Origin of the sequence: Isoptericola sp. b408 (genome assembly GCF_030588085.1) — a bacterium.
Taxonomy (GTDB): Bacteria; Actinomycetota; Actinomycetes; order Actinomycetales; family Cellulomonadaceae; genus Isoptericola; species Isoptericola sediminis.
On record NZ_JAUQYQ010000005.1, the window covers coordinates 39,023 to 62,392 of the forward strand.

Genomic DNA, 23,370 nt, shown 5'->3' on the forward strand with positions numbered 1-23,370 from the left:
ACGCCCGGCGGGCCCCGCCGTCCAGCGGTGGACGGCGGGGCCCGCCGCGTCCAGGCTGAGGGTGCACCGCCCGACACGGACCCAGGAGCCGCGATGCTCGTCGCGCTGATCCGGCGCTACCTGCGCCCCTACCTCGGCGCCGTCTTCGTGCTCCTGGTGCTGCAGCTCGTCCAGACGCTCGCGACGCTGTACCTGCCGTCGCTGAACGCCGACATCGTCGACCAGGGTGTCGTCCAGGGGGACACCGGCTACATCCTGCGGGTCGGCGGCTGGATGCTGGTCGTCTCCCTGGGCCAGGTCGTCTGCGCGGTCGGGGCGATCTTCCTGGGCGCCCGGGCGGCCACCGCGTTCGGCCGCGACCTGCGCCGCGACCTGTTCGACGCCGTCCAGGGGTTCTCCGCGCGCGAGCTCGGGCAGTTCGGGGCGCCGTCGCTGATCACCCGGACCACCAACGACGTCCAGCAGGTCATGATGATGGTCCTGCTGACGTTCACCATCATGGTCGTGGCGCCGATCATGATGATCGGCGGCGTCGTGATGGCCCTGCGCGAGGACGGCAGCCTGTCGCTGCTGCTGCTGGTCGTGGTGCCCGTCCTCGGCGTCACCCTCGGGCTGCTGCTGTGGCGCATGGTGCCCTACTTCCGGGCCATGCAGGCACGCATCGACGCGATCAACGGCGTGCTGCGCGAGCAGATCACCGGGCTGCGCGTGGTGCGCGCGTTCGTGCGCGAGCGGGCCGAGGCGGAACGTTTCGCCGCGGCCAACACCCGGCTCTACGACGTCTCGCTGGGGGCCGGCAAGCTGATGGCGCTGGCCTTCCCGACGGTCATGCTCATCATGAACCTGTCCCAGGTGGCGGTGCTCTGGTTCGGGGCTGGGGAGGTCGCCGACGGGTCGCTGCAGGTGGGCTCCCTCATCGCGTTCCTCAGCTACATCATGTTCATCCTCATGGCGGTGATGATGTCCACGATGATGTTCATGATGGTGCCGCGGGCGTCCGTCGCCGCGGGACGCATCAGCGAGGTCCTCGCCACGGAGTCCTCCGTGGTCGAGCCGGCCGCCCCGGTCGCCCTCGCCCGCCTGTCCGACGGCGCCGGGCCGCGGGGCCGGGTGACCTTCGACGGCGTGCGGTTCGGCTACCCCGGGGCGGACGCCCCGGTGCTGCAGGACCTCACCTTCACCGCCGAGCCCGGCCGCACGACCGCGATCATCGGGTCCACCGGGTCCGGCAAGACGACGCTGCTGAACCTGGTGCCGCGCCTCTACGACCCGACGGGTGGCCAGGTCCGCCTCGACGGCGTCGACGTGCGCGACCTGTCCCTCGCGGACCTGGGCTCCGTGCTGGGTCTGGTGCCCCAGCAGGCCTACCTGTTCTCCGGCACGATCGCCGACAACCTGCGCTACGGCCGGCCCGAGGCCACCGAGGACGAGATGTGGGAGGCCCTGGACGTGGCCCAGGCCCGCGACGTCGTCGAGGCGCTGCCCGAGGGTCTGCAGGCCCCGGTGTCCCAGGGCGGGACCACCTTCTCCGGCGGGCAGCGCCAGCGCCTCGCCATCGCCCGCGCGGTGATCCGGCGGCCGCTGGTCTACCTGTTCGACGACTCGTTCTCCGCCCTGGACTACGCCACCGACGCCCGCCTGCGCGCGGCGCTGCGACCCCGGACCGCCGAGGCCACGGTGCTCGTCGTCGCCCAGCGCGTCGCCACCATCCGCGACGCCGACCAGATCCTCGTGCTCGACCACGGCCGCATCGTCGGCCGCGGCACGCACACCGAGCTGCTCGCCTCGAACGAGACCTACGCCGAGATCGTCACCTCGCAGATGTCCCTGGAGGAGGCACGATGAGCGGGCCGGCGGCGCACCGCCCGCCGCCCCGACCGCCCGGGCCGCCCGCCGGGGCGCACGGGCCCCGGGCCGTCGCCGGCATGCCCACGGCCAAGCCGCTGGACTTCACCGGCTCGCTGCGCCGGTTCGCCGCCGTCATGCGGCCCGAGCGCGTCCGCGTCACCGTGCTGCTGCTGTGCGGCACCGCCTCGGTCGTGCTCACGGTGCTGGGGCCCAAGCTCCTCGGGGACGCGACCGACGTCATCTTCGCCGGCGTGGTCGGCCGGATGCTGGGGCGCGCCATGCCGCCGGGCACCACCACCGCCGAGGCCGTCGAGCAGCTGAGGGCCGCCGGCGACGTCAACCAGGCCGACATGGTCGCCGCCATGAACGGCGTCGTGCCCGGGGTGGGCATCGACGTCACCCAGCTCACCCAGATCCTCACGACGGTCGCGGCGGTCTACGCGGGGGCCTTCCTGTTCGGGTGGTGGCAGGCACGGCTGATGACCGTCGCCGTGCAGAACACCGTGCGGCGGCTGCGTGACGAGGTCGAGGCCAAGCTGCACCGGATCCCGCTCAGCTACGTCGACCGCCAGGCGCGCGGCGACATCCTGTCCCGCGTCACCAACGACATCGACAACGTCGCCCAGACGACCACGCAGACCCTGGCCCAGCTCGTCACCGCCGTGCTGACCGTGGTCGGCGTGCTGACCATGATGTTCTGGATCTCCTGGGTGCTGGCACTGGTCGCCCTGGTGACCGTGCCGGTCTCGATCCTGCTGACCATGGCGATCGCACGGCGCTCCCAGCCGCAGTTCGTCGAGCAGTGGGCCGCCACCGGCCGGCTCAACGCGCACGTGGAGGAGATGTTCACCGGTCACGCGCTGGTCAAGGTCTACGGGCGCCAGGCCGACGCCGCCGAGACCTTCGCCCGGGAGAACGAGGCCGTCCACGACGCGACGCGGCGCTCGCAGTTCATCTCCGGCACCATCCAGCCCTCCATGGGCTTCCTGGCCAACCTCAACTACGTGCTGGTCGCGGTCATCGGCGGGCTGCGCGTCGCGGGTGGTCAGCTCTCGATCGGGGACGTGCAGGCGTTCATCCAGTACTCGCGCCAGTTCACGCAGCCGTTGAGCCAGATCGCCTCGATGATGAACCTGCTCCAGTCCGGGGTGGCCTCGGCCGAGCGGGTCTTCGAGCTGCTGGACGCCCCGGAGCAGGAGCCCGACCCGGACCCGGCGCGGGACCCGGCGACGGTGCGCGGGCGGGTCGAGTTCGACGACGTGTCCTTCTCCTACGTGCCCGACGAGCCCCTCATCGAGCACCTCGACCTCGTGGCCGAGCCCGGCCGCACGATCGCGATCGTGGGGCCGACGGGGGCCGGCAAGACGACGCTGGTCAACCTCGTCATGCGCTTCTACGAGGTCGACGGCGGCCGGATCCTGCTCGACGGCGTCGACACGCGCGAGATGACCCGCGACGGGCTGCGGTCCCGGATCGGGATGGTGCTGCAGGACACCTGGCTGTTCGGCGGCACGATCGCGGAGAACATCCGGTACGGCGTGCGCGAGGGCCGCGACGTGTCCGACGAGGAGTTCCTGGCGGCCACCCGGGCGACGTCGGTCGACCCGTTCGTGCGCACCCTGCCCGACGGCTACGACACGGTCCTCGACGAGGGCGGCGCCGCGCTGTCGACCGGCGAGAAGCAGCTGCTGACGATCGCGCGGGCCTTCCTCGCCGACCCCGACATCCTCATCCTCGACGAGGCGACGAGCTCGGTCGACACCCGCACCGAGGTGCTCGTGCAGGAGGCGATGAACGCCCTGCGTTCCGGGCGCACCTCGTTCGTCATCGCCCACCGGCTGTCCACCATCCGCGAGGCCGACCTCATCGTGGTCATGGAGCACGGCCGCATCGTCGAGCAGGGCGACCACGACGGTCTGCTCGCGGCGGGCGGCGCCTACGCCCGGCTCTACGCGAGCCAGTTCGCCGCTCCGATGACGGACGAGCCCGACGGCGGTTCCGGTGCGTGAGACGCCGCCGCGCGTGCCACAGTGGAGCGCGTGACCGCACCCGACACCCGTCCCGACCAGGAGCCGACGTCCGCGGCCACGGTCGGGCCGGGCCGCCCCTCGCGTGGCGGCGGACTCGCCGTCGGCGTGCTCCTGGCCGTCGCCCTGCCGCTGGCGGTCCTGTCGTCCGGCGCCCTGGTTCCCGGCACCCCCTGGTGGGGGCACGTCGGGGTGGCGGTGTCTCCCTGGGCGGTGTGGTTCGTGGCGGCGGGGATCGTCGTGGTCGTGCTGGGGACGATCGCGCTGCTGCGCCGGGCGTCGGTGGCGCGGGTCCTGGTGCTCGCGGCCGGCGTCGTCACCACGGTGTGCGCGTTCGTCGTCGTGACCCAGCAGCTGCTCGTCGCCCAGCACCACGACGTCGCCGTCCGGATCGGCGAGCTGTTCGCCGTGTCCCGGGGTGACGTGTCCGCCGACCTGCACGCCACCTACGGGCAGCAGGACGGCGAGGCGCAGGAGCTGTCCGTCTGGCTGCCCCGCACCGGCGGGGACGACGCCCCGGCGCCCGTGGTCGTGCTCGTGCACGGCGGCGGGTGGGCCACCGAGAACCGCCTGCAGCCGACCACGGCCTCGCACGCCGCCTGGTTCGCGCAGCAGGGCTTCCTGGCCGTCAGCGTCGACTACCCGCTCTCGGACGACGAGCACCACCGCTGGGACGTCGTCGAGCCGCAGGTGGCGTGTGCGCTGGTATGGGTGGGCCGGCACGCCGCCGAGCACGGCGGCGACGGCACCGCGGTCCACCTCGCCGGGGACTCCGCCGGTGGCAACGTCGCGCTGGACGTGGCCTACCGCGCCACCACCGGGGAGATCGACCCCGCCTGCACCGGCGACCTGCCCCGCGTCGCCGCCGTCAGCACGCTCTATCCCGTGGCCGACCCGGTGGCCTTCCACGACAACACCGACCCGGTCGTCGGGAGCAGGGCACGGGTGCTGTCCGAGCGGTACACGGGCGGGACCCCCGCCGAGGTGCCCGAGCGCTACGCCGCGGTGACGCCGGCCGAGCACGTCGCCGCCGGGGCGCCGGCGACCCTGATGATGCTCGGGACGGCGGACCGTCTCGTCCCGCCGGCCGGCGCGCAGGACCTCGCCGACGAGCTCGCCCGGCACGGGGTGGAGCACGAGCTGGTCGAGCTGCCGCGGGCCGGGCACGCCTTCGACGTCGCCCCCGGGGGAGTGGGGACGCAGACCTGGCGCGAGCTGACGCTGCGGTGGTTCTCGGGGTCCTGAGGCGGTGGGCTCCGCCGACGGCGGCTCGACGAGCCGACGGCGTCGACGGGTTCGGGAGTACGGGAGAATCGGCGGATGCCGCTCGTCCACGTCACCGACCCCGCCGACGCGCGCCTGCGCGACTACACCGACCTCACCGACGTCAAGCTGCGCACGGCCCGCGAGCCCGCCGAGGGGCTGTTCATGGCCGAGTCGTCCAACGTCATCCGCCGGGCGCTGGCCGCCGGGCACCGGCCGCGGTCGTTCCTCATGGCCGACAAGTGGCTCGACTCGATGTCCGACGTGCTCGCCGCGCACCCCGACGTGCCCGTCTTCGTCGCCGACGAGGTCGTGCTGCGCGAGATCACCGGGTTCCACCTGCACCGCGGGGCGCTCGCGGCCATGCACCGCCCCGCGCTGCCGGCCGTCGCCGAGCTGCTCTCGCGCGGCGGGGCGGCCGGGGGAGCGCGCCGGGTGGCGGTGCTGGAGGACATCGTCGACCACACGAACGTCGGGGCGGTCTTCCGCTCCGCGGCGGGGCTGGGCGTGGACGCGGTGCTGGTGACCCCGCGGTGCGCGGACCCGCTGTACCGGCGCAGCGTGCGGGTCTCGATGGGCACGGTGTTCCAGGTGCCGTGGACGCGGCTCGACGCGTGGCCCGCCGACGTGGGCGTCTTGCAGGACCTCGGGTTCACGGTCGCCGCCCTGGCGCTCAGCGACGACGCCGTCACCCTCGACGAGCTGGCGGCCGAGGCCCCGGACCGGCTCGCGCTCGTGCTCGGGACGGAGGGCGACGGGCTGTCGCGCGGTGCGGTGGCCGCCGCCGACCGGGTCGTGCGCATCCCGATGGCCGGCGCCGTCGACTCGCTCAACGTCGCCGCGGCCTCGGCGGTCGCCTTCTGGGCGACGCGCGTCCGCTAGGTCGACTTCTCCGGGGGCCGGCCGGTCAGTCCGTCGGCTGAGCCTCCTGCGGCGCCGCGGCACCGGGGGCGGCGCACGCGTCTCCCTCGCACAGCGCCGCCCCGGGGTCACCGAGGACGACGAACGGTCCGGTGGGGGTGCCGTCGTCGGAGGGCCGGTCGGCGGGGCGGTCCGGGGTGCTCACGCGGCGTCCTCGGCGGCGGCCTGCCGGAGCGCGTCGACGAAGACCTCCACCGGCTGCGCGCCGGAGACCGCGAACCGTGAGTCCAGGACGAAGAACGGCACGCCCCGGATGCCGAGGGAGGCGGCCTGGGCGACGTCCTGGTCGACCGCGGCGCCGAACGAGCCGTCGGCGAGGACTCCCAGCGCCTCCTCGCGGTCCAGCCCGACCTCGGCGGCCAGGTCGGCGAGCTCGTCGTGGCGACCGACGTGCCGTCCCTCGGTGAAGTAGGCCGCGAGCAGGCGCTCCTTGAGCTGGGCCTGACGTCCGTGGGCCAGGGCGTGGTGCAGCAGACGGTGCGCGGCCCGGGTGTTGGCCGGGTGGACCTGCTCGTAGTCGAAGGCGAGGCCTGCGCGGGCGGCGAGCTCTGTGGTGCGCCGCTCCATCTGGTGCGCCTGGTCGACGTCCACGCCCATCTTCGCGGCCAGCATCTCGGCGTGGCTGCCGGTGGTGTCCACGGGGAGGTCCGGGGAGAGCTCGAACGAGTGGTAGACGATCTCTGCCGGGACGTCGGCGACCTCGACGGCCGCCTCCAGGTTGCGCTTGCCGATGTAGCAGAACGGGCAGGCGATGTCGGACCAGACGTCGACACGGATCGGGGTGGCAGGCATGCGGGCGTCGCTCTCCTCGGGATGCGGTACGGGCCGCGGGGTCGGCCCGCCGTCGCCAACCGACCGTCCGGCACCGTTGTTCCGACCGAGGCGGCGCCCGGTGTGTGGTGCGGGTCACTCTTGCCGGAGCCTGGTCAGGTGAGGTTAGGCTGGCCTACGTGACCGAAGCCGTGACCGACTCCCGCACCGAGACCTCCGTCGCGCCCCGCCCCTGGCGCATGTTCGACGTCGAGGTCCTGCGCGTCACGCGGCTGTGCCCGTCCTTCGTACGGATCACCTTCACCGGTGAGGACCTGCACGAGTTCGCCGACAACGGCCGCGACCAGCGGATCAAGTTCCTGCTGCCCGCGCCGTGCGGCGGCTGGGAGTACCTGGACCGGCAGAACCCGGACTGGTTCACCTCCTGGCGTGCCCTGCCCGAGGAGCGTCGCAACCCGCTGCGCACCTACACCGTGCGCGCCGTGCGGCCCGCGCGGCGCGAGGTGGACGTCGACATCGTCCTGCACGGGGACACCGGGCCCGCCTCGCGGTGGGCGAACGGGGCCCGGCCGGGCTCGCCCCTGGTCATCCTGGGGCCGAACGCGGCCTACGACGGCGGCCCGCACGGCGGGCGCGAGTTCGCCCCGCCGTCCTCGAGCCACGCCCTGCTGCTGGCCGGCGACGAGACCGCCGTGCCGGCCATCGCGTCGATCTGCGAGTCGCTGCCCGCGGACGCCGTCGGGGAGGTCTTCCTCGAGGTGCCGCACGCCGAGGACCGCTGGACGCTCGCCGCCCCGGCGGGCGTGCGGGTCACCTGGTTGCCACGCGACGGCGCGGAGCACGGCGACGTCCTCGTCCCGGCCGTGCAGGACGCCGCCGACCGCCTGCTGGCGATGGGCGTGCGCCCGACGGCGGACGGCGCGGCCGCGACGCCGTCCGCCGAGCTGGCCGACGTCGACGTCGACACCGACCTGCTGTGGGAGGTCCCGGTCGACGCCGACGGGCGCCCCCTGGCGCAGGACACGGTGCTGTACGCCTGGCTGGCCGGCGAGGCCGGCGTCATCAAGACGTTGCGCCGCTACCTGGTGCGCACCAAGGGCGTGGACCGCCGGTCCGTGGCCTTCATGGGCTACTGGCGGCGCGGCCGCTCCGAGTGCTGATCAGTCCCGCACCACACCCAGGTCGTCGACGACCTCGACGCCCGGCGCGGCGCACAGCAGGTCGCCGGGCATGAGCAGCTTCGAGGACCGCAGCCCGGAGCCCATCAGGGCCGGGGCCGCGGCGTCGTCGAAGCGGCCGTCCACCAGGACCCGCCACGCGGCCGGCACCCCGATCGGGGTGATGCCGCCGTAGGCCATGCCGGACTCGCGCGTGGCGCGGTCCATCGGCAGGAAGGACGCCTTGCGGGCGTCGAGCAGCTTGCGCACCCGGGTGTTGACGTCGGCGAACGTCGTGGCGGGCACGACGCAGGCCGCGACGCGCTCGACCTCGCCGCGCCGGCCGGCCACCACGACGCAGTTCGCCGACGCCTCGGGCGGGAGCCCGTGGACCTTGTTGAGCGTCGCCGTGTCGGCGTGGTCCGGGTCGATCTCGGCGACGGCCACCTGTCGCGCGACCCGGGCGTCCGTGGCGGCCCAGTCGCGCAGCGCCGCGGCGACGGGCGCCGCCAGCAGGTCGGGCCGCTGCAGGGCGGGCTCCCACCCCAGGTCGCCCAGCGTGGGCAGGCCCGCCCCGGCCGTCTCGCTCATCGGCGATAGGTCCCGGTCAGCGTGGCGCGGGCGATGACGTGGAAGTACACGTTGAACGCGGCGTGCACGTTCGTGTTCTCGGTGGTCAGGCCGAGGGTGTCCACGTCGAGGGCGTGCACCGCGAAGACGTAGCGGTGGGCGTGGTCGCCGGGCGGCGGCCCGGCGCCCTCGAAGCCGATCTGCCCGCCGTCCGAGGTGAGCTGGAAGGCGCCGGCGGGCAGCCCGTCGCCGTCGGGCGACCCGGCGCCGCGCGGCAGCGAGGTCACCGAGGCCGGGACGTCCAGGACGTGCCAGTGCCAGTAGCCCGACGGCGTGGGCGCGTCCGGGTCGAAGCAGCTGACGACGAACGACTTCGTCTCGGGCGGGAACCCGGACCAGGCCAGCGCCGGGGAGGTGTTGCCGCCGTCGGCGGCGTGGTCGGCGGACATCGGGTCGCCCTCGGTGACGTCGGCGCTCGTGAGCTCGAACGTCGCCGGGACGGGCAGCAGCGAGTAGGGGTCCGGTGGGGTCGGCCGTGTGAAGTCCATGCCCCCACCCTGGTACGCGCCCCCGGCGGCGGCAACGGCACACGCGGGCGTGCGCACCCGGTGCGCCCTACGATCGCGGCATGACCGTGCCCACGTCGTGGCTGCTCGACGCCGACCCGGCGCTGCGGTGGCAGGTGGAGCGCGACCTGCTCGGGCTCGACGAGAGCGTCTGGCGTGCCACGCGCGCCCGGGTGGCGTCCGAGGGGTTCGGTGCCCGGCTGCTGGCGCTGCAGGACGACGACGGGCGGTGGGCCGGCGGCGCGTTCTTCCCGGGCGGGCAGGCGTACTTCGCCGTGCAGCGCGCCGAGGTCGATCCGCCCCAGCCCTGGACGGCGACCACCTGGTCGCTCAACGCGCTGCGCGAGTGGGGCCTGGACGCCGCGGTGCTGCGCGCCCGCGACACCCCCGGCCGCCTCGCCCGGGGCTGCCGGTGGGAGTACGACGACCTGCCCTACTGGGGCGGGGAGGTCGACTGCTGCATCAACGCCTTCACCCTCGCCAACGGCGCCTGGCTCGGGGTGGACGTCGAGCCGGTGCTGGACCGTCTTCTCGAGGTGCGCCGGGCCGACGGCGGGTGGAACTGCGACTGGGTGGACGGGGCCACGGTCTCCTCGGTCACCTCGACGCTGAACGTGGTCGCCGGGCTGCTGGACTACGAGCAGCGCGTCGGCGGCGACGAGCGCGCCCGCGAGGCGCGCCGCACGGGCCAGGAGTACCTGCTGCGGCGCCGCCTGATGTACCGGCTGTCCACCGGCGAGCTCGTCGGCCCGTGGGTGCTGCCGGCCGAGTACCCGTACCGCGGCCGCTACAGCGTGCTGCGCGCGGCCGACCACGTCCGGCGCGCCGCGGCGTACGACGGCCTCGCCCCGGACGAGCGGCTGGCGGACGCGGTCGAGGTCGTGCGGGCGGCCCGCCGCGAGGACGGCACCTGGGTGCGCGACCGCCACCACCCGGGCGAGGAGTGGTTCGAGGTGGACGTCCCGGCCGGTGAGCCCTCGCGGTGGCTCACGCTGGCCGGGACGCTCCTGCTGCGGTGGTGGGACGGCGCGTGAGCGGCCGTCAGTCCTTGGGGCCGCCCGCGACGTACAGCACCTGACCGTTGGTGTACCCGGCCTCGGGCGAGCAGAAGAACGACACGGCCGCGGCGATGTCCTCGGGCCGCCCGACGCGGCCGGCCGGGACGTCCTTCGCGATGCCGGCCAGGAACTCCTCCAGCGGCACGCCGACCCGCTGGGCGGTCTCGGCGATCATGTCGGTCTCGATGACCCCGGGGGCCACGGCGTTGGCCGTGACGCCGAACTTGCCGAGCTCGACGGCGAGGGTCTTGGTGAACCCCTGCATGCCGGCCTTGGCCGCGGAGTAGTTCGCCTGGCCGCGGTGCCCCTGGGCCGAGGTGCTGGACAGGTTGACGACGCGGCCCCACCCGGCGTCGACCATGTACCGCTGCACGGCACGGGTCATGAGGAACGCGCCGCGCAGGTGCACCCCGAGCACGGCGTCCCAGTCGTCGGCGGACATCTTGAACAGCAGGTTGTCGCGCAGGATGCCGGCGTTGTTGACCAGCACGGTGGGGGCGCCGAGCTCGGCGACCACGCGCTCGACGGCGTCGGTCACGGACTGCTCGTCGGCGACGTCGACGCCGACGCCGAGCGCGCGGTGCCCGTCCGCGACGAGGGTGGCGGCGGTCTCGGCCGCGGCCTCCTCGCGCAGGTCGAGCAGCGCCACGGCGTGGCCGTCCGCGGCGAGCCGGGCGGCGGTGGCGGCGCCGATGCCGCGGGCGGCGCCGGTGACGATCGCGACGCGGTCAGTGGTGGGGGTCATCGAGGGTCCTCTCGTCGACGGTGACGGTCGGGGGCGGGGTTCTCCCGCGCGCCCGGTCCAGTGTGCCAGGCCTCGGCGACCCGGTTGACACCCGGCGCCGCGGCGCGTGTACTAGAGACATGTTCGAACAGATGTTCGAACAGGGGTCGACGGTCCGTCGGCCGCCGCATCACCGGGGGAGGGGGCGTGTGACCGTCGTCCCCGAGGCGCCCGCCCGCAGCGACCACGCCGCACGGCACGCGCGGGCGCTCGCCGCCCTGCGGTCCGCGGAGCGTGCGGTCCCCGCGCGGCCGCGGCCGACCCCGGTCGGCGTGCCCGGTCCCGGCGACGACGCACCGCCCGCCGCCGGGCCGCCCCGGACCGCCCCGCCCCGCGGCGGCCGCGCCGTGCACCCGGACCTCGCGCCGCTGCTGCCCGGCGGGGTGCTGCCCACCGGCGGCGTCCTGGCGGTGCAGGGGTCGACGAGCCTGCTGCTCGGGCTGCTGGCCGCGCCCTCGCGCGCCGGCGCCTGGACCGTCCTGGTCGGGGCGCCGGCCGTCGGGCTGCTGGCCGCCGCCGACGCCGGGATCGACCTGGCGCGCACCGTCGTCGTGCCGGCCCCCGGCCCGGACGCCCCCGCGGTGGTGGCCGCGCTGCTGGACGGCATGGACGTCGTCGTGGTCGGTCCGCAGGCCCCGCTGGCGGACGCCGACCGGCGCCGCCTCGCCGCCCGGGCCCGCCAGCGCGAGGCCGTCCTGGTCGCGACCGGCCGCTGGGCCGGTGCCCACGTCACGCTCGACGCCCGCGGCGGGACCTGGACCGGCGTGGACGCCGGGGCGGGCTGGCTGCGCCGACGCACCCTGCGCGTGCTGCGCACCGGGCGCGGGGCGTCCGCCCGCCCGGTGGAGATCGACGTCGAGGTGCCGCTCGGCGGCGAGCCGCCCCTTGCCGCCTCCCCGGCGGACACCGTCGCGCAGGACCTGCCCGGCCTGCCCGACGACCGGCACCTGAGGGTCGCATGAGCACGCCCGGCCCCCACGGGACCTGGCACGCCCCCACCCGCACCGCGGCGCTGTGGGTCCCGGACTGGCCGGTGGTGGCGGCCCTGGCCGCCGCCGGGCTGGACGCGCACGTGCCGGCCGCCGTCCTCGGTGCCCGCGCCGGCGGGGGGACGACCGCCGGGCGCAGCGTCGTGGCGACCTCCGCCGTCGCGCGCAGCGCCGGGGTGCGGCGCGGCATGCGGCGCCGTCAGGCCCAGGAGGCGTGCCCCGACCTGGTGCTGCTGGAGGTCGACGACGAGCGCGACGCGCGCACCTTCGAACCCGTGGCCGCGGCCGCCGAGACCGTCGTGGCCGGTCTGGAGATCGCCCGCCCCGGCCTGCTGCTGCTGCCCGCCGACGGCGCCGCGCGCTACCACGGCTCCGAGCCGGCGCTGGCCGAGGCCCTGGCCGCCGCGGTGGCCGCGGCGGGCCACGAGTGCCAGGTCGGGGTCGCCGACGGGCTGCTGGCCGCGGTGCTCGCCGCCCGCTCCGACGCCGTCGTGCCGCCCGGCGGGTCGGCGGCGGCGCTGGCCGCCCGGCCCGTGGGCGAGCTCGTGCACGCCGTGTGCGACCCCGGTGTGGTGGCGGCCGTGCGCGACGCCGTGGGGCTGTGGTGGCGCCTCGGGCTGCACACCCTGGGGGACCTCGCCGCCCTGCCCGCGGCGAGCGTGGCCGCCCGGTTCGGCGACCTCGGCGCCTGGGCGCACCGCCTGGCTCGCGGCGAGGACGAGCGCCCGCCCGCCCGCCGCCGCCTCGAGGCCGACCTGGCCGTGGAGACCGCGCTGGACCCGCCCGCCGACCGGGTCGACGTCGCCGCGTTCGCCGCCCGCCGCCTCGCCGAGGAGCTGCACGCGCTGCTCGTGGCCCACGGCGTGGCCTGCGGCCGGCTGCGCATCACCGCCCGCACGACCGAGGGCGAGCTGGAGCGCTGCTGGCGCACCGACACCGCCGCCGGCGGGCTGTCCGCCGCCCGGATCACCGACCGGGTGCGCTGGCAGCTCGAGGGCTGGCTGACCGACGCCGCCCGGCGGCGCACCGGCACCGCGGGCTCGCCCGAGGTCGCCCCCGTGGTCCACCTCGCCCTCGCCGCCGAGGACGTCGCCCCCGCCGGCACCCACCAGCCCGCCCTGTGGGGCGCCGACGCCGGGCAGGACGAGCGCGCCCGCCAGGCGCTGGACCGGGTGCAGGGGCTGCTCGGCGGGGACGCCGTGCTCACCGTGCGCCGCGCCGGCGGCCGCGACCCGCGCCACCGGGTCCGGCTCGTGCCCTACGGTGAGGAGGCCGTCGTCGACCGCCCGCCCGACCGGCCCTGGCCCGGGGCGCTGCCCAGCCCGGCCCCGGCCACGCTGCTGCCCGAACCCGCCCCCGCCCGGCTGCTCGACGCCGCCGGCACCGACGTCGTGGTCGACGCCCGCCTCGGGCGCAGCGGCGACCCGCACCGGGTGCGCTGGGACGACCAGGAGCACCGCGTCGTCGGCTGGGCCGGCCCGTGGCCGCTGGCCGAACGCTGGTGGGCGCCCGACGGCGGCACCCGGCGGGTGCACCTGCAGGCGGTGCTCGACGACGGGCGCGGGCTGCTGCTCGCCCAGACCGCGGGCGCCTGGACCGTGGAGGCGCTCTATGACTGAGCCCCGCCCGGCATCCCGGTACGCCGAGCTGCACGCCCACTCGGCGTTCAGCTTCCTCGACGGCGCCAGCCACCCCGCCGAGCTCGCCGCCGAGGCCGCCCGGCTCGGCCTGGAGGCCCTGGCCCTGACCGACCACGACGGCCTGTACGGGGTGGTCCGGTTCGCCGAGGCCGCCCGCGCCGTCGGGCTGCCCACCGTGTTCGGCGCCGAGCTGCACCTGCCCGCTCCCGTGCCCGGCGGCGCGCCGGTGCTCGACGAGCCCACCGGCGTGCCCGACCCGCGCGCCACGCACCTGCTCGTGCTCGCCCGCGGACCGGACGGCTACCGGAACCTGTCGCGCGCGATCGCCACCGCCCACCTGGAGGCCGGCGTCAAGGGCAGGGCCCGCTACGACCTCGACCGGCTCGGGGCCGAGGCCGACGGCCAGTGGCTGGTGCTCACCGGCTGCCGCAAGGGGGCCGTGCGGCAGGCGCTCGAGCAGGGCCCGCCCGGCACGGACCCGCTGCGCGCCGCCCGCCGCGAGCTCGACCGGCTCACCGCCGTCTTCGGCCGCGACAACGTGGCCGTGGAGCTCACCGCCACCGGCGACCCCCGCGACGCCGACCGGCACCAGGCGCTCGCCGCGCTGTCGCAGGACGCCGGGCTGCCGCTGGTGGCCACCACCGCCGCCCACTACGCCCGCCCCCGCGACGCCGACCTGGCCGGGGCGCTCGCGGCCGTGCGCGCCCGCTCCTCCCTGGACGACCAGGACGGCTGGCTGCCCGGCGCCCCCACGGCGCACCTGCGCTCGGGCGCCGAGATGGCCCGGCTGCACCACCGGCACCCGGCCGCCGTGCCGACGGCCGCCGACCTGGCCGCCGAGTGCGCGTTCGACCTGCACCTGGTGGCGCCGGACCTGCCGCCGTACCCGGTGCCGGACGGCCACGACGAGGCGAGCTGGCTGCGCGAGCTCACCCACCGGGGCGCCGCCGAGCGCTACGGCCCGCGCCCCGGGCCCGGTGTCGCCGAGCGGGAGCCCGGGGCGTGGGCGCAGATCGACCACGAGCTGCGCGTCATCGACCAGCTCGGCTTCCCGGGGTACTTCCTCGTGGTCTACGACCTGGTCGAGTTCTGCCGCCGCGAGGGCATCCTGTGCCAGGGTCGCGGCAGCGCCGCCAACTCCGCGGTCTGCTACGCCCTGGGCATCACCGCCGTCGACGCCGTGCACCACGGCCTGCTGTTCGAACGCTTCCTGGCCCCCGAGCGCGACGGACCCCCCGACATCGACATCGACATCGAGTCCGGACGGCGCGAGGAGGTCATCCAGCACGTCTACGCCCGGTTCGGGCGCACGCACGCCGCCCAGGTCGCCAACGTCATCTCCTACCGGCCGCGCTCGGCGGTGCGCGACGCCGCCCGCGCGCTCGGGTACGACGTCGGCCAGCAGGACGCCTGGAGCAAGTCCATCGAACGCTGGGGGTCGCTGCGCGGCCCGGACCCGGCGAGCCCCGCGGCGGACCGCGCCACCGGGGACGACCGCGCCGCCGCCGGGGCCCCGGTCACCCGGCGCGACGAGCGCCGCGCCGAGGTCGCCGCCCGGTGGCGGCACGGCACCCCGCCGCGGCCGGACGCCCCCGTGGTCGACCCGCTCGCCGTCGACGGCGGGCTGCGCCGGGCCGACGACCCGCACGACGTCGTGCCCGCCCAGCCGCCGCCGTCGGCCGAGCAGGAGGGCCACATCCCCGCGACGGTGCTGGACCTCGCCGAACGGTTCCTGCGCCTGCCCCGGCACCTGGGCATCCACTCCGGGGGCATGGTGATGTGCGACCGGCCCGTCATCGAGGTCTGCCCGGTCGAGTGGGCCCGGATGGAGGGACGCACCGTGCTGCAGTGGGACAAGGAGGACTGCGCCGACGCCGGGCTGGTCAAGTTCGACCTGCTGGGGCTCGGGATGCTCACCGCGATCCGGTACGCCTTCACCTCCGTCCGCGAGGCCACCGGGCAGACCCTCGCGCTGCACACCCTGCCGGCCGAGGACCCGCGCGTGTACGACCTGCTGTGCGCCGCCGACACCGTCGGGGTGTTCCAGGTGGAGTCCCGCGCCCAGATGGCCACCCTGCCGCGGCTGCAGCCCCGGACCTTCTACGACATCGTCGTCGAGGTCGCCCTCATCCGGCCCGGCCCGATCCAGGGCCGCTCGGTGCACCCCTACATCGAACGCTCCCGGGGCCGCGAGGAGGTCACCTACCTGCACCCCCTGCTGGAGCCGTCGCTGCGGCGCACCCTGGGGGTGCCGCTGTTCCAGGAGCAGCTCATGCAGATGGCGATCGACGTCGCCGGGTTCACCCCCGCCGAGTCCGACCGGCTGCGCCGGGCCATGGGCTCCAAACGCTCCGTGGAACGCATGGAGGCGCTGCGCGGGCGCCTGTTCGCCGGCATGACCGAGCGCGGCGTGCCGCCGGACGTCCAGGAGGAGATCTACGACAAGCTGCGGGCCTTCGCCGACTTCGGGTTCCCCGAGTCGCACGCCTACTCGTTCGCCTTCCTGGTCTACGCCAGCTCCTGGCTCAAGGTGCACCACCCCGAGGCGTTCTACGCCGGGCTGCTCGCCGCCCAGCCGATGGGGTTCTACTCCCCGGCGTCCCTGGTCGCCGACGCCCGCCGGCACGGGGTGCGCGTGCTACGCCCGGACGTCAACGCCTCGGCGGCGCTCGCGGGCGTCGAGGCGCAGACGCACGACCCTGTCGCCGGCCCGGTCGAGCATGCCCGGGGGGCCCGTCCGGAGAGCGGGACGGGCCCCCCGGGCATGCTCGACGAGGGCGTCGTCGGCAGCGGCGGGGTGCCGCTCGACGTCGACGAGGCGCTGGCCGTCCGGCTCGGCCTCGGCGCCGTGCGGGGGCTGGGCGCCGACGTCGCCGAGCAGATGGTCGCCGAGCGGGCCGCGCGCGGGCCGTTCACCGACCTGCGCGACCTCGTGCGCCGCGTCGAGCTGTCCACCGCGCGCCTGGAGGCCCTGGCCACCGCCGGGGCGCTGGCCTCGCTCGGGGTGACCCGCCGCGAGGGGCTGTGGGCCGCGGGCGCGCTCGGGCAGGAGGGGCCCGCCACGCTCGAGGGGGTCAGCGTGGGGGTGTCCGCCCCGGCGCTGCCCGGCATGGACCCCCTGGAGATCGACGTCGCCGACGCCTGGGCCACCGGCATCACCCCGGACTCCACCTCACCGCTGGAGCACGTGCGCGCCGGGCTGGACCGCCAGGGCGTGCTCACGGTGGCCGCGGCCACGGCGACGGAGCCGGGACGCCGCGTCGCGGTCGGCGGGGTGGTCACCCACCGGCAGCGGCCGGGCACCGCCGGCGGGGTGACGTTCCTGTCCCTGGAGGACGAGACCGGGCTGCTCAACGTCATCTGCACCCCCGGGCTGTGGCGCCGGTTCCGCACCGTGGCGCGCGGCGCCCCGGCGCTCGTGGTACGCGGACAGGTGGAGCAGGCCGACGGCGCGGTCAACCTGCTCGCCGAGCACCTGGCGCCGCTGCGCCTGCCGGTCACGACCCGGTCGCGCGACTTCCGCTGACAGCGCTCGGCGCCGGTCCGCCCGCCGCCTCAGGCGAGCGGCACCACGACGCAGACCTCGAAGGTGCCCCGGGCCCGCCGCAGCAGGTAGCGCACCCGCCGGCTGGAGCGTTCCGCGGCCAGCTCGTCGCGCAGGCTCCAGCGCACCTCGACCCACAGCAGCGCCCAGCCCAGCTCGGCGGAGTCGGTGACCTGGGGCACCAGCGCGACGGCGTCCCCCGGGTCCGGCGCCCCGGCGTGCTCGCGCAGCATGTCGTGCACCCGCTCCGGGGTCGACAGCGCCACCGTCTCCTCGGCGAGCACCAGCACGGCGGTCGCGTCGAACCGGTCGGCGACCGCCTCCAGGTCGCCGGAACCCAGTGCCAGGCCCTGCTCGACGAAGTAGGTGCGCAGCGCCTCGTGGTCGTAGTCGCCGGTGTCGGTCGCCATCTGCCCACGGTAGGCCGGGTGCCGGGTCCACACGAGCCGACCGCCACGGCACGGCCCGGCGGCCGACCTTTTGACACGACCGGTCCGGTCACGTACTGACTGGAGGGTGCGCGTGCTCGCCCCGTCGGCCCTGACGGCGCGGGCACGCTGCGTGCATGAGACGCCACGATCCCGGGACGACCCGGGAGAAGGGAGACCCATGACCGCCATGGTCGAGACCACGACCGACCTCTACCCGAGCCGTCTGGCCCAGCCCGGCGCGTTCGTCGAGCGTCAGCACCCCACGGTGTGGGGCACGGCCGAGGACGGCCCGTTCGACGCCGACACCCTCGCGGCGCACGAGCAGCGGGGCTTCACCGTCCTCGAGGACTTCATCACCCCCGACGAGGTGACCCGGTACAGCGCGGAGCTGAGCCGGCTGTCCTCGGACGATTCGCTGCGGGGCGACCCGCGGGTCGTCACCGAGAAGAGCTCCGGCGAGGTCCGCTCCGTCTTCGAGGTCACGAGGCTCAGCCAGCAGATCGACGCGCTCGCCCGGGACCCGCGGCTGCTCGACCGTGCCCGCCAGCTGCTCGGCTCGGACGTGTACCTGCACCAGACGCGCGTCAACTACATGCCCGGCTACAAGGGCGCCGGCTTCTACTGGCACTCGGACTTCGAGACCTGGCACGCCGAGGACGGCATGCCGGCCCCGCGCGCCGTGAGCTGCTCGATCGCGCTGACGCCCAACTACCCGTACAACGGCGGCCTGATGGTCATGCCGGGCTCGCACGGCACCTACGTGCCGTGCGTAGGCGAGACCCCGGAGAACTACCACCAGGACTCCCTCAAGGAGCAGCGGATCGGCGTGCCCTCCGAGGACGCCATCACCGAGCTCGCCCGGAGGTACGGCATCGACCAGTTCACCGGTGCGGCCGGCTCGGCGCTCTGGTTCGACGCGAACATCATGCACGGGTCCGGCAACAACATCACGCCGTTCCCGCGGTCGAACATCTTCCTGGTGTTCAACAGCGTCGAGAACGCGCTCACCGAGCCGTACAGCGCGCCCGCGCCGCGGCCCGAGCACATCGGCAGCCGCGACACCACGCCGCTGCGGTAGTCCGGGAGCCGGGCTGGGCCGGGCAACACGGTGCCCGGCCCAGGTCGGCCGCCGGTCTGCCGGCCCGAGCGCCGGTGCGCTCGCAGCGCACCGGCGCCCGGTGCCGTCACCAGGCCTGCGCCAGCAGGTCGGCGAACACCTCGTCGGCGTCCACCGCGAGCCCGCGCGCGGCGAACCAGCGGCAGACCGTGCGGCAGTCGCGGTGCAGCAGCTCGGGGCCCGCAGGGTTGGCCACGAGGTCCACGACCTGGGGCACGTCGATGACGACGATGCGCCCGGCGTCGACCAGCACGTTGTACGGCGACAGGTCCCCGTGCGCCCAGCCGAGCCGGGCCAGCACGCTCATCGTGGCCAGCAGCTGCTCGAACCAGTCGGCGAGCTCGTCCGGGGCCGGTCGGCTGCGGTCCAGCCGCGGCGCCGCGACCGCCGTGCCGTCGTCGTCGACCGTGCCGACGAACTCCATGAGCACCTCGGTGCCGTCGACCTGCACCGGGTAGGGCACGGCCGCCCCCGCGTCCCACAGCCTGCTCAGCGTGGTGAACTCGGCGTCGGCCCACTGGGTCGCGCGCACGGCGCGCCCCCACGCCGAGCGGCGGTCCTCGACGGCGCGCTGGTCGCGCGTGCGGCGCACGCGGCGTCCGTCGGTGTAGGTGCTGTCGCGGTGGAACTGGCGGTGCTCGGGGGTGCGGTACCGCTTGGCGGCCAGGAGCGAGGCCTGGCCGGGGTCGGCGGGCACGGCACGTTCGACGAGGAAGACGTCGGCCTCCTTGCCGGTCTTGAGGACGCCGAGCTCGGTGTCCAGGGCGGCGGCCGCGGTGACGACCCAGTCGGGTCGTGGCGCCGGGCCGCGCTGACCCTTGGCGACGGTCGGCCAGGTCGACCAGCGCTGGTCCGGGCCGGGGCCGTCGTGGTCGGCGGTGGTCAGGGAGAGGGAGAGGTTCGGGGGCACGGAAGGATCCTTCGGGTGGTGAGGGCACGAACGGTCCGGTGGGTCAGGGTCATCGCTCGGCCTCCTTCCGTGTCGGCCCGCGCAGGTCGCGGGTGCGTGCTCTGGCGCGTGCGGTGCCAGTCTGGGCCCGCCGGCGCGCGGGACGCACGGGATTTTCCGCGGCCTAGACTTGCACGGTGCGTCTGCTGTTTGCCGGAACCCCCGAACCCGCCGTGCCCGCCCTGCGGGCCCTGATCGACTCCGACCACGAGGTCGTCGCCGTGCTGACCCGCGCCGACGCCCGCGCCGGCCGCGGTCGCCGGCTGGTGCCCAGCCCCGTGCGCGTCGCCGCGGAGGAGGCCGGCATCGAGGTCATCACCGACGTCCCGCGCGGGGAGGAGTTCGTCGCCCGGCTGCGCGCCCTCGAGGTGGACGCCGCCCCCGTGGTCGCCTACGGCCACCTGCTGCGCCCCGACGTGCTCGCCGTGCCCCGGCTGGGCTGGGTCAACCTGCACTTCTCCGTGCTGCCCGCCTGGCGCGGTGCCGCCCCCGTCCAGCACGCGGTGCTGGCCGGCGACGACGTCACCGGCGCCACCACGTTCCTGCTCGACGACGGCATGGACACCGGCCCGGTGCTGGGCACCTCCACCGAGACGATCCGACCCAGCGACACCTCCGGCGACCTGCTCGGGCGTCTGGCCACCTCCGGCGCGGGGCTGCTCGTGGCCACCCTGGACGCCCTGGAGGCCGGCACCCTGTCCCCGCAGCCGCAGAGCCCCGACGGCGCCTCCTACGCCCCCAAGATCACCGCCGAGGACGCCCTGGTGCGCTGGGACGACCCGGCGCTCGCGGTCGACCGGCGCGTGCGGGCGGTCACCCCCGCGCCGGGGGCGTGGACGACGCTGCCCGCGTCCGAGGAGGGCACGCCGGGTGCCCGGCTCGGCCTGGGCCCGGTGCGCCCGCGACCCGACGTGGTCGACCTCGCCCCCGGCCAGGTGCGGGCCGGCAAGTCCGAGGTGCTGGTGGGCACCGCCACCCATGCCGTCGAGCTGGGCGAGGTGCGGCCCGTGGGCAAGAAGCCCATGGGCGCGGCCGACTGGGCGCGCGGCGCCGGACGGGACGTCGTCGAGTCCGGCGCCCCGCTGGGTGGTGCCCGATGAGCGAGGACCGTCGCGACGAGCGCCGCAACCCCCGGGGACGTCAGCGGGGGGCCGCCCGCTCCCGCGGGCAGGGCCACCGCAGCGCCCAGGCGCCCTCCGAGCGCCGCCGACGCACCGACCCGGCGCGCACCGCCGCCTACGACGTGCTGCGCGAGGTCGACACCTCCGACGCCTACGCCAACCTCGTGCTGCCCCCGCTGCTGCGCGAGCGCGGCCTGAGCGGGCGCGACGCCGGGTTCGCCACCGAGCTCGCCTACGGCACCCTGCGCCTGCGCGGGCGCTACGACGCGATCCTGGCGCGCTGCGTCAGCCGCCCGCTGGACCGCCTCGACACCGAGGTGCTCGACGTGCTGCGCCTGGGCGCCCACCAGCTGCTCGGCATGCGGGTGCCCGCCCACGCCGCGGTCTCCGAGACGGTCGCCCTGTGCCGCGACCGGGTCGGCGCCGGACCCGCCCAGATGGTCAACGCCGTGCTGCGTGCCGTGGGTCGCCGCCCGCTGGACGAGTGGCTCGACGAGCTGCGCGCCGACGCTCCCGACGCCGTCACGGCCCTGGCGCAGGTCGGCTCGCACCCGGTGTGGGTCACCCGCGCCCTGCGCGAGGCCCTGCACGGGTCCGGGCGCGACGTCGGCGAGATCGGCGACCTGCTCGACGCGGACAACACGCCCCCGCGGGTGACCCTCGTCGCCCGGCCCGGGCTCGTGGACGCCGACGCCCTGGCCGACGGCGCCGGGCACGACGTGCGCCTCGAGGCGGGCCGCTGGGCCCCCACCGCGCGGGTGCTCGGCGCCGGCACCGACCCCGCCGACGTGCCCGCCGTCGCCGACGGGCGGGCCGGCGTCCAGGACGAGGGCAGCCAGCTCGTCACCCTCGCCCTGGCGGCCGCCCCCCTGGAGGGGCCCGACGCGCGCTGGCTCGACCTGTGCGCCGGCCCCGGGGGCAAGGCGGCCCTGCTGGCCGCGCTCGCCGCGCAGCGCGACGCCCGCCTGGTCGCCAACGAGGTCCAGCCGCACCGGGCGCGCCTGGTGCGCCGCGGGCTGCGGGCCGTGCCCGAGGGGGTCGTGGAGCAGGTGCGCACCGGGGACGGACGCGAGATGGGCTCCGAGGAGCCCGGCGCCTACGACCGCGTGCTCGTCGACGCCCCCTGCACCGGCCTGGGGGCGCTGCGCCGGCGTCCCGAGTCGCGCTGGCGACGCACCCCCGCCGACCTCGGGGTGCTCACCCGGCTGCAGGGCGAGCTGCTCGACTCCGCCGTGGACGCCGTCCGGCCCGGGGGAGTGGTCGCCTACGTGACCTGCTCGCCGCACCTGGCCGAGACGCGGCTCGTGGTCGACGACGTGCTGCGCCGCCGCGACGACGTCACCCGCCTGGACGCCCGCGCCGCCGTGCGTGACGTGCTCGTCCCGGGGGCGCAGATCGACCTCGGGCCCGACGACGGCGGCGCGGGCGGGCTCGACGTCCAGCTGTGGCCGCACGTGCACGGCACGGACGCGATGCACCTGACGCTGCTGCGCCGGACCGGCTGACCGGGACCGGCGTCAGCCGTCGACGGGCGTTCGTCGACGTCGTACCAGGCCGGTGACGGCAGCCGGGACGAGGATGGCCGTCACCACGAGGCCGGTCGCCGCCAGGACGGCCGCGGACCGCTCGGACGTCCCCCACACGCCCGCGCCGGCCTGGGCGACCAGGGAGGGGTCCTCGGGGTCGACGACCACGTCCAGGATCTCGTCCCGGGCCGGTACGCCGTGCCAGTGGCTCAGCATCGCCCGCTCGTACCCCTCGACGTCCACGACGAGCCGGTGGCCGACCGGTCCCGCCCAGTCGGCGTGGACGACCGTCGCGTGGGCGGGAACACCCTGCAGCTCCAGAGTGCGCGACCGCTCCCACGTGGCCACCACGAACCCTGTCGCCGCCACGGTGACGTCAGCGGAACGACGAGCAACGCGATCACGGTGCGCGTGACGGGGGCGTGCTGGGCGTGACGGGCGATGTGCCCCAGCACGTCGGTACGCCACCAGCCACGGCGTCGGCATGACCAGAGCACCGAGACGCCGTACCCGGAGGGGAACCAGAGGATCAGCGCCAGCACGTCGAGGGCCGTGACGAGGAGGATCTCCGCGTCCACCAGGGGCTCGTCCACGGCGATCGCCCGGGCGGGGTCGTCGGGGTCGTAGACGACGTCGAGGACCGATCCTTCCCGCTTCCCTCCGGGCGGGTGCGCGATGCGCACGGTTCCGCCGGTACCGTGGAGCAGCTCGACCGTCACGGCCCCGACGAGGTCCCGGCGCCCGCCCTCCACGTGCACGACGCGTGCCCGGGACTCGACACCGTCCTGCGCGAGCGCGATCCGCGTACCGACGTGGTCGACGGACAGACCTGCCAGCACGAGCGAGAAGATGGTCATGAGGGCCAGGACCAGGGCGATGTGCCCCGTGGAGCTCGCCTCGACCCTGCGGAACGCCTGCTGCCACCGGGCCGGCGGGGGATGATGACCGGCGTGGTTCATCGGATTCTTCCGGGGCTGCCAGTCGGGATGTGTCCTGCGTGCCAACGGTCCGCCTCCCCGGAGTGTGTCGCCGCAAGGTAGCGCAGACGCGGCCCAAGACGCCAGGTATTCCTTGCACAGCGAGGGATG

21 protein-coding genes are annotated in these 23,370 nt (G+C 75.8%); 12 read left to right on the top strand and 9 right to left on the bottom strand.

Annotated elements, in window-relative coordinates:
- Positions 1 to 93 precede the first annotated feature (93 nt).
- From Q6347_RS13745 to Q6347_RS13760, 4 genes are all read left to right on the top strand, one after another.
- The gene (locus Q6347_RS13745; RefSeq protein WP_304607646.1) at positions 94 to 1,845 is read left to right on the top strand and encodes an ABC transporter ATP-binding protein; all 1,752 of its coding nucleotides are present in this window, start codon (positions 94 to 96) and stop codon (positions 1,843 to 1,845) included.
- Positions 1,842 to 3,857, top strand: coding sequence for an ABC transporter ATP-binding protein (locus Q6347_RS13750; RefSeq protein ID WP_304607647.1), 2,016 nt, complete (start codon positions 1,842 to 1,844; stop codon positions 3,855 to 3,857). The genes Q6347_RS13745 and Q6347_RS13750 overlap by 4 nt, the downstream gene beginning before the upstream one ends.
- Before the next feature lie 30 nt (positions 3,858 to 3,887).
- On the top strand, positions 3,888 to 5,120 hold the full coding sequence (locus tag Q6347_RS13755) for an alpha/beta hydrolase (RefSeq protein WP_304603853.1): 1,233 nt from the start codon (positions 3,888 to 3,890) through the stop codon (positions 5,118 to 5,120).
- A gap of 75 nt (positions 5,121 to 5,195) precedes the next feature.
- Positions 5,196 to 6,020, top strand: a complete 825-nt coding sequence (locus Q6347_RS13760; RefSeq protein WP_304607648.1) for an RNA methyltransferase — start codon at positions 5,196 to 5,198, stop codon at positions 6,018 to 6,020.
- 25 nt (positions 6,021 to 6,045) lie between these two features.
- Here Q6347_RS13760 and Q6347_RS13765 read toward each other — a convergent pair whose 3' ends face one another.
- Both Q6347_RS13765 and Q6347_RS13770 read right to left on the bottom strand, forming a co-directional pair.
- Positions 6,046 to 6,204, bottom strand: a complete 159-nt coding sequence (locus Q6347_RS13765; protein WP_171245839.1) for a hypothetical protein — start codon at positions 6,202 to 6,204, stop codon at positions 6,046 to 6,048.
- Positions 6,201 to 6,851, bottom strand: coding sequence for a DsbA family protein (locus tag Q6347_RS13770; RefSeq protein ID WP_304603855.1), 651 nt, complete (start codon positions 6,849 to 6,851; stop codon positions 6,201 to 6,203). Before Q6347_RS13770 ends, Q6347_RS13765 begins: the two co-directional genes overlap by 4 nt.
- A 218-nt stretch (positions 6,852 to 7,069) precedes the next feature.
- On the opposite strand from Q6347_RS13770, the gene Q6347_RS13775 reads away from it, so the two are divergent.
- On the top strand, positions 7,070 to 7,990 hold the full coding sequence (locus tag Q6347_RS13775) for a siderophore-interacting protein (protein ID WP_171245963.1): 921 nt from the start codon (positions 7,070 to 7,072) through the stop codon (positions 7,988 to 7,990).
- On the opposite strand, the gene Q6347_RS13780 is transcribed toward Q6347_RS13775, so the two are convergent.
- Positions 7,991 to 8,578, bottom strand: coding sequence for a YbaK/EbsC family protein (locus tag Q6347_RS13780; protein ID WP_304607650.1), 588 nt, complete (start codon positions 8,576 to 8,578; stop codon positions 7,991 to 7,993). It abuts the gene before it with no gap.
- The gene (locus Q6347_RS13785) at positions 8,575 to 9,105 is read right to left on the bottom strand and encodes a YbhB/YbcL family Raf kinase inhibitor-like protein (RefSeq protein WP_304603858.1); all 531 of its coding nucleotides are present in this window, start codon (positions 9,103 to 9,105) and stop codon (positions 8,575 to 8,577) included. Before Q6347_RS13785 ends, Q6347_RS13780 begins: the two co-directional genes overlap by 4 nt.
- An 80-nt stretch (positions 9,106 to 9,185) precedes the next feature.
- On the opposite strand from Q6347_RS13785, the gene Q6347_RS13790 reads away from it, so the two are divergent.
- A complete protein-coding gene (locus Q6347_RS13790; protein WP_304607651.1) occupies positions 9,186 to 10,157 on the top strand; it encodes a squalene cyclase in 972 nt (323 codons plus the stop codon).
- Positions 10,158 to 10,164: 7 nt separating this feature from the next.
- Here the strand turns inward: Q6347_RS13790 and fabG are convergent, their stop codons facing one another.
- Positions 10,165 to 10,926 carry a 3-oxoacyl-ACP reductase FabG gene (gene fabG / locus Q6347_RS13795; protein ID WP_304607652.1) on the bottom strand — a complete coding sequence of 254 codons (762 nt, stop codon included), beginning with the start codon at positions 10,924 to 10,926 and terminating at the stop codon, positions 10,165 to 10,167.
- Positions 10,927 to 11,114: 188 nt separating this feature from the next.
- Between fabG and Q6347_RS13800 the strand changes: the two genes are divergently transcribed.
- Genes Q6347_RS13800 through Q6347_RS13810 form a run of 3 tightly spaced genes read left to right on the top strand, consistent with a single transcriptional unit; the run spans position 11,115 to position 17,120 of the window.
- Positions 11,115 to 11,927, top strand: coding sequence for a hypothetical protein (locus tag Q6347_RS13800; RefSeq protein WP_304607653.1), 813 nt, complete (start codon positions 11,115 to 11,117; stop codon positions 11,925 to 11,927).
- On the top strand, positions 11,924 to 13,573 hold the full coding sequence (locus Q6347_RS13805) for a DNA polymerase Y family protein (RefSeq protein WP_304607654.1): 1,650 nt from the start codon (positions 11,924 to 11,926) through the stop codon (positions 13,571 to 13,573). Before Q6347_RS13800 ends, Q6347_RS13805 begins: the two co-directional genes overlap by 4 nt.
- Positions 13,566 to 17,120, top strand: coding sequence for an error-prone DNA polymerase (locus Q6347_RS13810; protein ID WP_304607655.1), 3,555 nt, complete (start codon positions 13,566 to 13,568; stop codon positions 17,118 to 17,120). Before Q6347_RS13805 ends, Q6347_RS13810 begins: the two co-directional genes overlap by 8 nt.
- A gap of 29 nt (positions 17,121 to 17,149) precedes the next feature.
- Here the strand turns inward: Q6347_RS13810 and Q6347_RS13815 are convergent, their stop codons facing one another.
- Complete coding sequence (locus Q6347_RS13815; protein WP_171245831.1) at positions 17,150 to 17,548, bottom strand: hypothetical protein; 399 nt, start codon at positions 17,546 to 17,548, stop codon at positions 17,150 to 17,152.
- 199 nt (positions 17,549 to 17,747) lie between these two features.
- On the opposite strand from Q6347_RS13815, the gene thpD reads away from it, so the two are divergent.
- Complete coding sequence (thpD, locus tag Q6347_RS13820; protein WP_304607656.1) at positions 17,748 to 18,647, top strand: ectoine hydroxylase; 900 nt, start codon at positions 17,748 to 17,750, stop codon at positions 18,645 to 18,647.
- Between the two features lie 106 nt (positions 18,648 to 18,753).
- On the opposite strand, the gene Q6347_RS13825 is transcribed toward thpD, so the two are convergent.
- Positions 18,754 to 19,596 (bottom strand): serine protein kinase RIO, encoded by an 843-nt coding sequence (locus Q6347_RS13825; RefSeq protein ID WP_304607657.1) that lies wholly within the window; start codon positions 19,594 to 19,596, stop codon positions 18,754 to 18,756.
- 176 nt (positions 19,597 to 19,772) lie between these two features.
- On the opposite strand from Q6347_RS13825, the gene fmt reads away from it, so the two are divergent.
- Together fmt and Q6347_RS13835 are read left to right on the top strand one after the other, a co-directional pair.
- Entirely contained in the window at positions 19,773 to 20,735 is a 963-nt protein-coding gene (gene fmt, locus Q6347_RS13830) for a methionyl-tRNA formyltransferase (RefSeq protein ID WP_304607658.1), read from the top strand.
- On the top strand, positions 20,732 to 22,261 hold the full coding sequence (locus Q6347_RS13835; RefSeq protein WP_304607659.1) for an RsmB/NOP family class I SAM-dependent RNA methyltransferase: 1,530 nt from the start codon (positions 20,732 to 20,734) through the stop codon (positions 22,259 to 22,261). Before fmt ends, Q6347_RS13835 begins: the two co-directional genes overlap by 4 nt.
- A 12-nt stretch (positions 22,262 to 22,273) precedes the next feature.
- On the opposite strand, the gene Q6347_RS13840 is transcribed toward Q6347_RS13835, so the two are convergent.
- Both Q6347_RS13840 and Q6347_RS13845 read right to left on the bottom strand, forming a co-directional pair.
- A complete protein-coding gene (locus Q6347_RS13840) occupies positions 22,274 to 22,498 on the bottom strand; it encodes a hypothetical protein (RefSeq protein ID WP_304607660.1) in 225 nt (74 codons plus the stop codon).
- Entirely contained in the window at positions 22,492 to 23,241 is a 750-nt protein-coding gene (locus Q6347_RS13845; protein ID WP_304607661.1) for a DUF3592 domain-containing protein, read from the bottom strand. The genes Q6347_RS13840 and Q6347_RS13845 overlap by 7 nt, the downstream gene beginning before the upstream one ends.
- Between the last annotated feature and the right edge of the window lie 129 nt (positions 23,242 to 23,370).

What these genes read in the sequence shown, in the direction of transcription:
- Q6347_RS13775 (WP_171245963.1), top strand. Translation starts at nt 7,070, where the DNA reads ATGTTCGACGTCGAGGTCCTGCGCGTCACGCGGCTGTGCCCGTCCTTC.
- Q6347_RS13750 (WP_304607647.1), top strand. Translation starts at nt 1,842, where the DNA reads ATGAGCGGGCCGGCGGCGCACCGCCCGCCGCCCCGACCGCCCGGGCCG.
- Q6347_RS13745 (WP_304607646.1), top strand. Translation starts at nt 94, where the DNA reads ATGCTCGTCGCGCTGATCCGGCGCTACCTGCGCCCCTACCTCGGCGCC.
- Q6347_RS13845 (WP_304607661.1), bottom strand. Translation starts at nt 23,241, where the DNA reads ATGAACCACGCCGGTCATCATCCCCCGCCGGCCCGGTGGCAGCAGGCG.
- Q6347_RS13815 (WP_171245831.1), bottom strand. Translation starts at nt 17,548, where the DNA reads ATGGCGACCGACACCGGCGACTACGACCACGAGGCGCTGCGCACCTAC.
- Q6347_RS13785 (WP_304603858.1), bottom strand. Translation starts at nt 9,105, where the DNA reads ATGGACTTCACACGGCCGACCCCACCGGACCCCTACTCGCTGCTGCCC.
- Q6347_RS13810 (WP_304607655.1), top strand. Translation starts at nt 13,566, where the DNA reads ATGACTGAGCCCCGCCCGGCATCCCGGTACGCCGAGCTGCACGCCCAC.
- Q6347_RS13805 (WP_304607654.1), top strand. Translation starts at nt 11,924, where the DNA reads ATGAGCACGCCCGGCCCCCACGGGACCTGGCACGCCCCCACCCGCACC.
- Q6347_RS13760 (WP_304607648.1), top strand. Translation starts at nt 5,196, where the DNA reads ATGCCGCTCGTCCACGTCACCGACCCCGCCGACGCGCGCCTGCGCGAC.
- Q6347_RS13770 (WP_304603855.1), bottom strand. Translation starts at nt 6,851, where the DNA reads ATGCCTGCCACCCCGATCCGTGTCGACGTCTGGTCCGACATCGCCTGC.
- Q6347_RS13780 (WP_304607650.1), bottom strand. Translation starts at nt 8,578, where the DNA reads ATGAGCGAGACGGCCGGGGCGGGCCTGCCCACGCTGGGCGACCTGGGG.
- Q6347_RS13790 (WP_304607651.1), top strand. Translation starts at nt 9,186, where the DNA reads ATGACCGTGCCCACGTCGTGGCTGCTCGACGCCGACCCGGCGCTGCGG.
- Q6347_RS13835 (WP_304607659.1), top strand. Translation starts at nt 20,732, where the DNA reads ATGAGCGAGGACCGTCGCGACGAGCGCCGCAACCCCCGGGGACGTCAG.
- Q6347_RS13840 (WP_304607660.1), bottom strand. Translation starts at nt 22,498, where the DNA reads ATGCTGAGCCACTGGCACGGCGTACCGGCCCGGGACGAGATCCTGGAC.
- thpD (WP_304607656.1), top strand. Translation starts at nt 17,748, where the DNA reads ATGACCGCCATGGTCGAGACCACGACCGACCTCTACCCGAGCCGTCTG.
- fabG (WP_304607652.1), bottom strand. Translation starts at nt 10,926, where the DNA reads ATGACCCCCACCACTGACCGCGTCGCGATCGTCACCGGCGCCGCCCGC.